Here is a 12,658-nt window from a genome sequence, read left to right on the forward strand (position 1 = left end):
TTGCTTGAATTCGCTTGTATACCTTCTTTTGGTTAACACCATTTCAACACCTCTTTCCTATAAGTTTTTTTCGGATCTGGGTGTCTACTTTCTTAGGGGAGGATCAATGAATTACTTTATTTGAAAGGAAATAAAAGTCATGTCTCTACCTACCAAAAAAATAAAAGATGGGATTTATATTAAAAAAAAATCATCTTATTTTCTTCTATTGCTTTATTTTTAATCTTATCTTTATCAATCGCATCTAAATTTGTTTTAGAAGACTTCATAGATAGCCAATCTAGTTTTAGCAAGGTCATAAATATTTCTGGTAGACAAAGAATGCTAAGTCAAAGAATTATGCTGTTAATTCAAACCTTAAATGGCCAAAAAGCAATTGATAATTCAAACTTAATCAAAAATGATTTATTAAATTCTATTCAATTAATGAGAAAATCAAATGAAAGTTTAATGAATGGAAGTAGAGCTGATAAAATTGAAAAAATAACAAATAATGAGCTCGATCGAATATATCTTGGGAAAACAAATTTATATCAACGAGTTAATGAATTCACTTTATTAGCTGAAACATGTACCAATAAAAATGATTTTAATGATTTTTTAAAAGAATATAATATATATAAAATAAATAGTTTATTACTTGATCTTGATAAAGCTGTAAATTTATACGCATATGAAAGTGAATTACAATCTAAAAGAATTACTGCAGTTACCTATATTATTTTATTTTCTTTCCTTTTTCTCTTAGCTTTGATTCATTTATTTTTATTTAAACCATTAAGCCGATCCGTTTCACAGCTTTTTTTAGAGCTCGAAAATAAACTTTATCATTTGATGAATGAAAAACAAATTTTAGATATTGAAGTAAGATCTGCACAACGAGCATTAGGAAATCTTGTGCCAAGAGTAGAATATATTGATAAATTTAATACAGAAAAAATTAAACTTGCATCTTATTATCAAAGTGCAATTGACAAAGGCGGAGATTGGTGGGGAATTTATGAATTTGACAAAACAAAAGTAGTTCTCATTGGCGACGTTACAGGTCATGATGCAGGAAGTTCTATTATAGCAGCAGCTGTTTCTAGATATTTTGAAGAATTATCAAATGAAAAATCTATTGAAAAACATGATTTTCTTCAAATATTTAAACATTTAAATGACTTTATTCAAAAAATTGGAACAACAAATCATATGGAAATGTCAATGTCTCTTCTCATTTTTAATGAAAATTTGGATCGAGTTAAATTTATTAATGCGGCGCATTCTTATCCTTATTTGATTAATTATAAAGAGGCAGGAGATACTAAAATATCTAGATTTAAATCGAAAGGACATACTTTAGGAATAAAACATAATCCTTCCTCAAATAATGAACATGAAGAGGAAATTAAAATAATGGAATACGAACTTAAAGAAGACTCTTTAATTTGTTTATTTAGTTCAGGCCTCACCTCAAATACCGACAAATCAGATAAAGATTTTGGTGAAAAAAATTTAAAGAAATTTTTTGAAAAAAATAATTTTAAAAATACAGATTTATTAACAATAGTTGATAAATTAATAGATGAAGCATATAGCTTTTATGAAGAACAACCCATCAAAGATGACATCACATTTATATTAATTAAAAGAAATTAATATTTTTATAAAATTAAAGTCTTAATTCGATAACCAAACCTTCGGATCCTTGTTTGATATCATAATCACAACCAGCTACATTTGCTAAATCAATCCAAGTAACAAAACTAATTAATGCAAATAAAGTATTTGGGCTATTGGGATCGAGAGCAATCATAGCCATCCCTTTTTCAATACGCTCATTCACATCGATTAGATTATTTTTTATCAATTCAAAAAACTCTTCTGGGAAAGCCATACCCTCACATTCCCAACGAGTTGTAATTTTACCATCAAAACTTTTAGCGGAAAAAACAACTCCGTTGCCTCTTCTGGCAAAATAAACACAACTACGCCAAGGCCCAACAAGCAAACGACGTAACAAAGCTTCATTCGTATTTGCTTTTAATGGAGTTACAATTGCATGCTCAATGTTTATTCCTTTACGGCGCCAAGTGGTGTCAAATGTTTCGGCTACGTCTCTAAAAATTTGAGAAACATCCATATTTTGAGGAGGGGATTTTACAATAAGTTTTTCAATAATACCTTTGGGATCGTTTGCCAAATAAATTTCAAATTCATTCAGACTATCTAGTACGTCATTCCACCTTCTTTTTAATAAAGAATGAGGATCTGCACCATTTAAATTTGAAAACGCATCTTGAGGTCTATCTTGTTTTTGTTTTAAAAATGTTTTTTCCATAGCATAAGCTCTTACCTGCTGAATAAACTGATAAAGAGCCATTTCGGGTGCTGGAATTCCTTTTCTAGGTTCTTCTACTTCAATTTGGCCACGCAAATACCTAAAAGCTAAAGATATTTTATTTATTTCTTCATTGCTTTTGGATAACTTTGAACAGATAAATCCAATTTTATTAAAAATAAGAAAAACAGCAAATAAAAGGGAAAAAATGGCAAGTACAAGAATAATTGTAAATCGATTTGAAACGGATGATTCTAAAAAAAGAAGGGTAAAAAGGACACCTGAAAAAATTGAAAAAAACAACACTAAAAGAATATGAGAAACCACCAAAAGCATTTGTCGAGTTTGGCTCGTTTTTTCAACTTCTTCATTCGATGTTTTTTTGAAAGATTTCCCTGAAGTATTTGTGTTCTGGAATTTTTTTTTCCGAACATACCAAGGTTCTAAATCATTTCGGTGCGACTGGATCATAGGTTCGTCCACTTTTTAAATAATAAACTAAATAAAATAGAAATCATCTTATCAATTGTACCGTATACTCCACAAATAGGCAAAAAGATACAAAGTTAAGTTGTGAAGATTACGGGAGCATAGTCGATTACTCGAATATCCTTTGACATTTTACCATTCCAGCTGCTTAATTTTGCTTCTACCACAAGCTGAACTTCAATTCCTGTTTCTAAAAATCCTTCAAAGACATCTGCTAATCCAAAAGCTGTTAACCAGGACTCTTTGCCTTGCTCTAAAAATAACACTTTTGCGTGATTTTGAGAAATATCTTTTCCCATTCTCTTTACATGAGCAACCGTAACAGGGCCTACAAGCCATTTTGTTCGCGGGTTTTCAATGCCATAGGGTTCTAACTCTTCAAGCTTTGATAATAATGTTAAATCTATAGACTCTAATGACAAAAGGCCATCAATATTTAAAGGCGGCACTTTATCTTTACTTAAAATAAGCTCTTTTGCTTTATTTGCAAGATATTCTTTGAGCCATTCTAATTTTTCGGGAAGAATTGTTAAACCAACCGCATGATAATGGCCACCAAAAGAAACAAATTGATCTCGAACCTCATTTAAAACAGAAAATAAATTAAAGGAATGCGTTGAGCGACCACTTCCTTTTAATTTTCCATCAATCGTTCCAAAAACAAGAACAGGGCGATAAAATTTATCTAAAACTCGGGTTGCCACTAAACCAACAACACCAGGATGCCAATCTTCTTTATGGAGCACTAAGGCATCAGGAATTTCACTATACAAATTGACTTGATCAAGAGCCTCTTGAGTAAATAATTTTTCTAAAGTTTGTCTTTCAGCATTTTCTTGGTGCAAATGATGTGCCATAGAATAAGCAGCGTCGGAATCATTTGTGGACAATATTTCTACACTTCGTAAAGCATTTCCAAGTCTGCCAGCAGCATTTAATCTGGGCCCAATTTTAAAACCAATATCTACGGAGTCAATTTTAGTGTGTTCTTTCCATCCTGCACATTTTAACAATTCATGAATACCAATTCGTTTTCCAAGCTTGATATTTTGAATTAAAACTTCAAGACCGATTTTACATAAAATATGATTCACACCTGTTAAAGGAGCCATATCTGCAATGGTTCCAATGGCAACAAAATCAAGATAATTTTTTAAATTAATATCACATTTTTGCCCTTGCTCTCTTATTATGATTCGAATTGCTATCATTAAATAAAAAGCAACTCCAACGCCTGCAAGCATGCGATAAGGAAACAAACAATCCTCTTGTTTCGGATTTAAAATAGCAAATGCATTCGGCAACACTGGAGGGATATCATGGTGATCTGTTATAATAATATCCAATCCAAGTTTGTTACCTTCTTCACAAGCCTGAACAGCAGATATTCCATTATCGACCGTGATAACTACTTTTGTTCCATCCGATGCTATTTTTTTTAACCCAATTACATTTAAGCCATAACCTTCTAAAATACGATCTGGAATATAAACATCAACGGGATAACCTAATTCAGCAAAAAAATTGGATAACATAGCACAAGATGTTGTCCCATCTACATCATAATCACCAAAAATAGTAATTTTTTCTGATTTTTGAATGGCAAAGATAATTCGTTCTGCAGCTTTTTGAATATCTTTGAACATCCAGGGTTCTGGCAATAAAGCAAGAAGAGAAGAAGCATCTGTAGGCTCTTTTCCATCTAATAAATAATTCTTTTTTTTATTAAAATAAGTGTTTAGTTGGCTTGAATTTTCAGCAATAATTTCTTTTAATTTCCAAACGTAACGGCTTGTAGAACACAAGTAATTATTTTTAAAATTACTTGTGTCTTTATTAAGAAGGGAAATATTATCTATTTCCATTTATTTTTTTTCCTGAGGAATCTTTTTTCTGACATTTATTGGTGGAGCAAAATCTTTAGGTTTTTCAACCACTGCTTTTTCAGCATTATCTTTTTGTTTCCAGCCAAGTTTATTAAAGTAACTATCCATCATTAATGTAAGAGGTGCAGCAACATAAATAGAGGAATAAGTTCCGACAATAACACCCACCAACATGGTAATTGCAAAATCTTCAATAGATCCGCCACCCATAATAGAAAGAACTAAAAGAGCTAAAATGCCAGTTGTTGATGTTAATATGGTACGATTCATTGTTTGACTGATACTACGATTCACAACTTCTATCATAGGCATTTTAGGTTGATATAAGCGCGTTTCACGGATTCGATCATAAACAATAACCGTGTCATTAATAGAATAACCAACAATGGTTAAAAATGCAGCAATGGATGTCGTAGTAAATGGACGACCTAATAAAGTCATAAATCCAAGCGCAATAATGACGTTATGAATTAAACAAAGAACAGCACCAGGTGAAAAACGAGCATCAAAACGAAAAGCGATATAAATTAATATCCCTATGCAAGAAAGTAACAAAGCCATATATCCTTTGTACTCATCTTCTTTTCCAACCTTACCAGAGATATTTGTTACCGAAGCAATTTGAATTTTTTCTGCACCAAATTGCGTCTTTAAATTATTTACAAGAGTATCTGCACGACTTGTTGTTGCATTTTCATCTTGTCCTTTTTCACGTTGAATACGAATGATATAAGCTTCCGTATTGTCTTTACGTGAACCTAAGTTTCCGTATGCAGTAACTTCTGCATGCGCAAAACCTTCTTTATTTACTGCTTCTTTAATTTGTTCTCTTGTTAATGATTTATTTAAAATATTAACTTGAATTTCCGCACCACCAAGGAAGTCAATACTATAATTTAATCCCTTAATGCCAATAATAAGGAGCGAAGCAACTACTAATAGAATAGATATTCCAACAGTTACTTTTCTCCATTTCATAAAATCAAAATAATAATTGTGCGGGAAAACTTGAATATTTCCAATTTTAAAAGCCATAATCGTTTTCCTCTTTAGCCAAACCTTTTAATTTTTGTTCTTTCAACTAACCATTGTCCAATTACTTCTGTTACGTAATATGAAGTAAACAGAGTACAGACGATACCGCAGAGTAAAGTAACTGCAAATCCTTTTACCGTTGGATTTCCGTAAATCATAAGAACAATACCTGCGACAGCAGAGGTAATATGCGCATCAATTAATGTTCTAAAACTTGTTGTATAGCCTTTATAAAAAGCTTGCTTTTGATTAAATCCAGATCGAATTTCTTCACGAATACGTTCATTAATCACAACGTTTCCATCTACCGCAATTGCCATTGTCAAAACAATACTAGCAATACCAGGAAGAGTGAGTGTTGCTCCAAACAAAGCCATAAATGCTAAAATTAATAAAACATTAAATACCATTGCAACATTTGCAACAAGACCAGATAAACCATAAATAATCAACATCACAACTACAACAAGGATTGCCGCAACTATTGTAGAAATCACACCCGCATGAATATTTTGCGCACCTTCTGTTGGCCCTATTTGTCTTTCTTCAACAACTTTAACAGAAGCAGGCAAGGCGCCTGCACGTAAAACTAAGGCGAGATCTTGAGCTTGTTTCATTTGCTCAGCCATATTTATCCCGCTACCCATTGTAATAGATGCATTTCCACCTGTAATAGGTGCTTTTACATAAGGAGCACTTTGAAGATTTCCATCTAAAATAATAGCGACTTCATGAGGAGCATTTTTAGGATCCGCTGCCTGAGTTGTAATTTCACCAAAAAGTTTTGCACCTTGTGGTTTAAATTTTAAAGAAACAGAATATTGTGGAATATAATTTTCTGCTGTTTGAACAGATTGCGCATCTTCTATTAAGTCACCTGTTAACTTAGCATGTGATTCAACTAAATATGGAAAATTAGAAATCACTTTCCCTGCTTGAGCTCCTTGTCCATAAACTCTTTTTAAAATAATTGTCGCATTTTTTGGAAGCTTATTATTATCGCGCAACCATTGTGATAAAGTTTCAATGGTTGTAGGTAGAGTATCATCCTCAGAAATTTTTAAAGATTTTCTAGCCTCAGATAATAAAACAGGAAGTTGTTCTTGAGTAATTGAATTTAAAACCAATCTAAAATCAAGTTGTGCGGTATTGCCAAGAAGTTGTTTTGCTCTTTGCGTGTCTGACATACCAGGTAATTCAACAACAATACGTGTATTTCCTGCCTGAAAGATATTTGGTTCAGAAACACCAAATTGATCAATACGATTGCGAATCGTATTGATTGCCTGTTGCATTAATTGTTTTTCGAAATCGGCAACATAAGTTTTGTTTGCTCTAAAATAAAGAGTATTACCAATTGTTTTTTCATATAAGAGTAATAGAGTTTGCTCATTAATTCTTTTTTGAAAAGCTTGTACTTGAGCTAAATTTTCTATTTCAACAGTAGCAGATAAATCTTCATTAACTTTAAAAGATCCTGTTTTAATTCCTTCATTTAAAATAGTTTCTTTTGCTCTTGTGATGGCACGAATAATGGAGTCTTGAACCGCTTTTTCAACTTCAACATTTAGAGTTAATGAAAGTCCGCCTTTTAAGTCGAGACCTAAATTCACACGCGAAGAAGGGAGAAAGTTTTCGGCAATACGATCATGCCATTTTACAGGAACCCCATTTGCATCTCTTTGCCACTCAGAGGGATTTCCGAAAAAAGTAGGGAGAGTATATAAAACTCCGAAAATAAGAGCGCATAAAATGATTATACTTTTTATCCACCAAACGGGTGGCATTGGCATTTTGTCTTGCATAAATTCACCTAATGGGTATCAATTTTAAAACCTATAAGATAAAACCGCCCGCCCTTAATTGAGCGGGCGGTTTTATCTTTACGTAAAAGAAGCAAAACCAATTTTACTTTGTAGCAGGGATGGATGAAGAAGAATCTAGCCTTCCCGAAATGGAAGACTTCACAACACGAATGGTTGAATTGCCGACATTTAAGGAAACTATGTTTTCTTTCACTTCAATAACAGTACCAATAATTCCACCAGCTGTAATTACTTCTACACCTGGAGTTAAAGAGTTTAAAAATTCTTTTTGCTCTTTCGCTCTTTTTGATTGAGGACGAAAAACAAATAGCCACATAAATAGAATAATTCCACCCATTAAAGCAAAATTAATCCAAGCAGGCGCTCCTTGTGGAGCTGCGGCAGCAGCAGCTCCCGCAGGCACTTGCTGCGGAGCTGTTTGTGCAAAAACTTGCGTAACAAAAAGAGAGGAAAGAACGATTTTACTTATATTTGAAAATACAGATTTTAATTTCATTGATCGAATCACTCCAATAAAAGCTAAAGAACAACACGATTAATCTAGTATCATCTTTGCGATAGTTTGCAACTGCATGTTTGTTGTCCCTTCATAAATTTTGCCAATTTTCGCATCACGATAAAACTTTTCTGCGGGAAAATCTTTCACAAAACCATAGCCACCAAAAATTTCGAGAGCCGTACTAGCCACAAACTCAGCTACTTCACTGGTAAATCTTTTAGCCATAGCCGCTTCTTTTACAAAGTTCAAATTTGCATCTTTAAGTCGAGCTGCATTATAAACCATAAGTTTGGATGCTTCAATACGAATTGCCATATCTGCAATTTGAAACTGAACGCCTTGAAAATGAGCAATTGGTTTGCCAAACTGTTCTCTCTGTTTTGCATAATTTACAGCTGCAGCGAGAGCCCCTTCTGCAAGGCCTAACATTTGAGCAGCAATTCCGATGCGCCCTTCATTTAAAGTTTCAATAGCAATTTTGTATCCTTTTCCAATTTCACCTATCACATTTTCTTTAGGTACTTTTACATTTTCAAAAATAACTTCACAAGTACTACTAGCTCTTATTCCAAGCTTGCTTTCTTTGCGACCTAAAGAAACACCTCCTAATTCTTTATCAACAAAAAACGCAGTAATCCCTTTATAGCCCAAATCGGGATTGACATTTGCAAAAACCAAAAACAAACTTGCTTCTTTTGCATTTGTTATAAATATTTTTTTTCCATTTAACTCATAGTGTGTTCCTTTATCTATTGCTGAAGTTTTTAATGCAAAAGCATCGGAACCACTATTTGCTTCAGTCAAACAATAACTACTCACTCTATTTTTAGCCATTTGAGGAAAGTATTTTGCTTTGATATTTTCTGGTGCCCATTTTATTAATGCATTTGCAAATAACGTGTTTTGAACGTCAACAAAAACGCTTACGCTGGGATCGACTTGTGCAAGAGCCTCTATAGCAAGTATTGCTTGAAAAAAAGATGCGCCTGAACCTCCATATTTTTCAGGAACTTCAATTGCCATGAGTCCCATATCAAATATTTTAGATATTAGAGATGGATTTAAAGTTTCAGATTCATCCATTTGGGAAACAAGGGGAGAGATTTCTTTTTTTGCAAAATCTAAAACAGAGTTGTAAAATAAAGATTCATCATCATTTAATAATGTTAATGGATTTGAAATACGATGTGGCATGAAGACTGTCTCCTAAAAATAATGGCGAAAAGCATTTCAGTTCATAACTTAAATCCCTTTCAAATGCAAAAAGCTCAAAAACAAGACTTCTTAAAAAACAGACCCTATTTGATAAATACACAAATGATTTGTTAAAAGTAGTCGGAAAATATTTTTAATTTTGGTAACCATTAAATAGTTTAAAAATTGACTTTATAAAGAAACTTTAAACCTTACCGATAGACAACTAGTTTATAAGAAAGATCTGTAAACTGGAGTCTTTATTATATGAGTTCAAGAAGTCTAGATTTTAAATTAAATGTCTCAATATTAACACTTTTAATTTTAATTATTGGTGTTTCTATTTACTCTATGTTTATGATCAACAAAACTTACTTATATGCGGAAGATACGGGAAAAAATTGGTTACCTAGCATTGTAGCTATTGGAGAGTTAAATCGGGATTTGACCATAGCTCCAAGAAGGCTTATCACTTATACCTTAGATTGGTTTTATGATGTTCCAAATAAAACAAAAACAAAAAGTGCCGAATCATTAAGTAACTATATAAAAGCATTTGATGAACATATAAAAGCTTATACCCCTTTAGTCAGTGGCCCTGCCGAAAAAGTATTTTATGATAAATGTTTAGAAAATTGGAATATTCTACAATCTCAAATGAAAGAAGCTCAAACAATTGCAGAAAAGGGTAGTGGATTAGCCGCCTTTAATTTATATCGTGAAAAAATATTACCGAATGTATTAAAGTTACGCGCTTCTTTAATTGAACTAAGCGATTTTAATTACAATGGAGGCCTTGACTCGACAAAACAAGGGGCATACTTAACAAATTTAACAAACATCACAATGGCAATTACGATATTAGTTTCAATTCTTATTGGAATTTTAATTTTTAAAATAATAATTTCTTCTACTAAATTAATTGAAAAAGCAGTTCAAAATTTAAAGAAACAGAGTGTAGAAACAAATAAAATTGCAAATAACCTAAAAGCAAGTTCAAAACTTCTCGCAAATTCTGTATCAGAACAAGCGTCTTCTATTCATGAAACAAGTGCCGCTATAAATGAAATTACAAGCATGGTAAATCGAACTGCTGAAAATGCTCGAGAATCTACAGAAGTTGCAAAAAGTGCTTCTGAAAAATCAGAAATAGGTCAAAATACAATGAATAAGCTTGTAAAAGCAATGGAAACAATACAAGAATCCAATGTCCAGTTGCAAAATATTGCAGGTATTATTAATCTAATTAATGCAAAAACGGCTGTCATTAATGACATTGTTTCCAAGACTGAATTATTATCTTTAAATGCCTCCATTGAATCGGCTCGAGCAGGTGAATATGGAAAAGGATTTGCCGTAGTGGCTGAAGAAGTTGGAAATCTTGCAAAAATAAGTGGTAAATCTGCAAATGAAATTCAAGAATTAATTACGACAAGCCAAGAACAAGTGAATAAAATACTTGAGCTTACAAAAGAGCGTGTAGAAGGCGGTAAAAAAGTAACTGCAGAAGCACAAGATTCATTTATAAAAATTTCAGAAGACATTATTAAAATGTCAGAAGTAATTCAACAAATTTTTGAAGCAACTAAGGAACAAGAAATTGGAGTAAGACAAATATCAGCAGCTGTTTCTTCCATTGACAAAGCAACACAAAATAGTCAAGCAGCTGTGAATTCAACAGCAGAGTCTTCCTCTAATCTTGTAGAACAAAGTGATAAATTAGATAAAACAGCACATGATGTTAGTATTTTGATTATGGGCTCTACTGAATAAGGCTTTATTTATGAAATCAAAAAGTCTCGCTTTAAAATTAAATCTTTCTACTAGCATATTATTAATTTTAATTTTAATCGCTGGGACTTATGCGATTATTATGATCAATAAATCACAAGATTTTGCTCAAATAACAGGAACAAATTGGCTTCCAAGCATAAAAGCAATTTCAAGAATGTCCGATAATTTTGGAAATATTACAAGACGACATGTTTTAATTATAGGAGATTATGCAACAAATAAAACGCCAGAAGAAATTAGTGAAGATAAAAATAAATTTAATGGATTTATAAAAGATTTTAATGAAAAGTTAGAAAGTTACAAATCCTTAGTTGCTAATAATGAAGAAAAAATAATTCTTGATGAATTAACACAAAATTGGAAATTAAATTTTGAGTATATTCAATCTGATTTAAAAATTGCAGAAACGAAAAATTCAAAAGAAGCTTATGAGCAATATATAAATAAAACATTACCTATTTTTTTTAAGGTAAATGATAGTCTTATTAAATTAAGTAAATTAAATTCAGAAGGTGCTATTAATTCCACTAAAAATGGAGAATATTTTACAAGTTTAACCAATACAATAATGAGTACTATTATTATTTTTTCTGTTATTTTATCTATTATTATATTTAAAATTATTAGAAAAACAACAAAATCAATCAAAAAATCGGTATCTAATTTAAAAGAACAATCTGTAACAACACATGAAATTGCAACTAATTTAAAAAATGATTCACAAACATTATCTAGTTCTGTTTCGGAACAAGCAGCCTCTGTTCATGAAACCACAGCAGCAATCAATGAAATTACGAGTATGGTTAATAGAACAGCAGAAAATGCAAAAGAGTCTACAGAAGTTGCAAAAGGAGCTTCTGAAAAAGCAGAAGAAGGGCAAGTCACCATGACAAAACTTGTATCTGCAATGGAAACCATCCAAGAATCCAACTCACAGCTTCAAAATATTGCTGTCATTATTAACCAAATAAATACGAAAACAGCGGTCATAAATGATATTGTTTCTAAAACGGAACTTTTATCTTTAAATGCATCGATTGAATCGGCTCGTGCAGGTGAATATGGAAAAGGATTTGCCGTTGTTGCCGAAGAGGTTGGAAATCTTGCTAAAATTAGTGGTAAATCGGCTAATGAAATTCATGAATTAATTACTTCAAGCCAAGAACAAGTAAACACAATCTTAGGGCTTACAAAAGAAAGAGTGGATGAAGGAAAAAAGGTAACAGCCGAAGCTCAAAAGTCTTTTCTAAAAATATCAGAAGATATTTCAAATATGTCTTCAGTTATTTTACAAATATCCGATGCAACTAGAGAGCAGGAAATTGGTGTTAGGCAAATTGCAACGGCAATGACAAATATTGACAGAGCTACGCAAAATAGCCAAGCAGCAGTAAATACATCTTCTGAGTCCGCAAAAATACTTGTTAAAGAAAGTGATTTGCTAGACAAAACAACAAAGGATGTAGAATTTTTAATTACTGTAGGAACAAGATAAATGAATTCTCCAGTTAAGGAAAGCTTATGGTGCGCCAAGATAAGTGCGTAAGAACCAGTGAGTGCGAATCTCACCCACGTAAAGATTAGCCATCAGCGTGGAAGTAAGCAGTGCGAT

General features: G+C 32.2%; 9 protein-coding genes. 3 read left to right on the forward strand and 6 right to left on the reverse strand.

Going from position 1 to position 12,658, the window contains the following annotated elements:
• Nucleotides 1-321 precede the first annotated feature (321 nt).
• Nucleotides 322-1,641: a PP2C family protein-serine/threonine phosphatase gene (locus ACIQ56_RS08340; RefSeq protein WP_397600612.1), complete on the forward strand. Its 1,320-nt coding sequence runs from the start codon at nucleotides 322-324 to the stop codon at nucleotides 1,639-1,641.
• Nucleotides 1,642-1,654: 13 nt separating this feature from the next.
• On the opposite strand, the gene ACIQ56_RS08345 is transcribed toward ACIQ56_RS08340, so the two are convergent.
• From ACIQ56_RS08345 to ACIQ56_RS08370, 6 genes are all read right to left on the reverse strand, one after another.
• On the reverse strand, nucleotides 1,655-2,794 hold the full coding sequence (locus tag ACIQ56_RS08345; protein ID WP_397600613.1) for a hypothetical protein: 1,140 nt from the start codon (nucleotides 2,792-2,794) through the stop codon (nucleotides 1,655-1,657).
• Nucleotides 2,795-2,889: 95 nt separating this feature from the next.
• A complete protein-coding gene (gene recJ, locus ACIQ56_RS08350; protein ID WP_397600614.1) occupies nucleotides 2,890-4,677 on the reverse strand; it encodes a single-stranded-DNA-specific exonuclease RecJ in 1,788 nt (595 codons plus the stop codon).
• A complete protein-coding gene (secF, locus tag ACIQ56_RS08355; RefSeq protein WP_397600615.1) occupies nucleotides 4,678-5,733 on the reverse strand; it encodes a protein translocase subunit SecF in 1,056 nt (351 codons plus the stop codon).
• A 14-nt stretch (nucleotides 5,734-5,747) separates the two neighbouring features.
• Nucleotides 5,748-7,538 carry a protein translocase subunit SecD gene (gene secD, locus ACIQ56_RS08360; protein ID WP_397600616.1) on the reverse strand — a complete coding sequence of 597 codons (1,791 nt, stop codon included), beginning with the start codon at nucleotides 7,536-7,538 and terminating at the stop codon, nucleotides 5,748-5,750.
• Between the two features lie 103 nt (nucleotides 7,539-7,641).
• A complete protein-coding gene (gene yajC / locus ACIQ56_RS08365) occupies nucleotides 7,642-8,055 on the reverse strand; it encodes a preprotein translocase subunit YajC (protein ID WP_397600617.1) in 414 nt (137 codons plus the stop codon).
• Nucleotides 8,056-8,094: 39 nt separating this feature from the next.
• On the reverse strand, nucleotides 8,095-9,252 hold the full coding sequence (locus tag ACIQ56_RS08370) for an acyl-CoA dehydrogenase family protein (RefSeq protein WP_397600618.1): 1,158 nt from the start codon (nucleotides 9,250-9,252) through the stop codon (nucleotides 8,095-8,097).
• A gap of 267 nt (nucleotides 9,253-9,519) precedes the next feature.
• Between ACIQ56_RS08370 and ACIQ56_RS08375 the strand changes: the two genes are divergently transcribed.
• Together ACIQ56_RS08375 and ACIQ56_RS08380 are read left to right on the forward strand one after the other, a co-directional pair.
• A complete protein-coding gene (locus ACIQ56_RS08375; RefSeq protein WP_397600619.1) occupies nucleotides 9,520-11,025 on the forward strand; it encodes a methyl-accepting chemotaxis protein in 1,506 nt (501 codons plus the stop codon).
• 10 nt (nucleotides 11,026-11,035) lie between these two features.
• A complete protein-coding gene (locus ACIQ56_RS08380) occupies nucleotides 11,036-12,541 on the forward strand; it encodes a methyl-accepting chemotaxis protein (protein WP_397600620.1) in 1,506 nt (501 codons plus the stop codon).
• Nucleotides 12,542-12,658 lie beyond the last annotated feature (117 nt).

This window comes from Silvanigrella sp. (assembly GCF_044369315.1).
In the GTDB taxonomy this organism is placed as follows: Bacteria; Bdellovibrionota_B; Oligoflexia; order Silvanigrellales; family Silvanigrellaceae; genus Silvanigrella.

Coding starts and splice junctions, on each gene's coding strand:
- ACIQ56_RS08340 (WP_397600612.1), top strand. CDS start 322: ATGCTAAGTCAAAGAATTATGCTGTTAATTCAAACCTTAAATGGCCAA.
- ACIQ56_RS08345 (WP_397600613.1), bottom strand. CDS start 2,794: ATGATCCAGTCGCACCGAAATGATTTAGAACCTTGGTATGTTCGGAAA.
- recJ (WP_397600614.1), bottom strand. CDS start 4,677: ATGGAAATAGATAATATTTCCCTTCTTAATAAAGACACAAGTAATTTT.
- secF (WP_397600615.1), bottom strand. CDS start 5,733: ATGGCTTTTAAAATTGGAAATATTCAAGTTTTCCCGCACAATTATTAT.
- secD (WP_397600616.1), bottom strand. CDS start 7,538: ATGCAAGACAAAATGCCAATGCCACCCGTTTGGTGGATAAAAAGTATA.
- yajC (WP_397600617.1), bottom strand. CDS start 8,055: ATGAAATTAAAATCTGTATTTTCAAATATAAGTAAAATCGTTCTTTCC.
- ACIQ56_RS08370 (WP_397600618.1), bottom strand. CDS start 9,252: ATGCCACATCGTATTTCAAATCCATTAACATTATTAAATGATGATGAA.
- ACIQ56_RS08375 (WP_397600619.1), top strand. CDS start 9,520: ATGAGTTCAAGAAGTCTAGATTTTAAATTAAATGTCTCAATATTAACA.
- ACIQ56_RS08380 (WP_397600620.1), top strand. CDS start 11,036: ATGAAATCAAAAAGTCTCGCTTTAAAATTAAATCTTTCTACTAGCATA.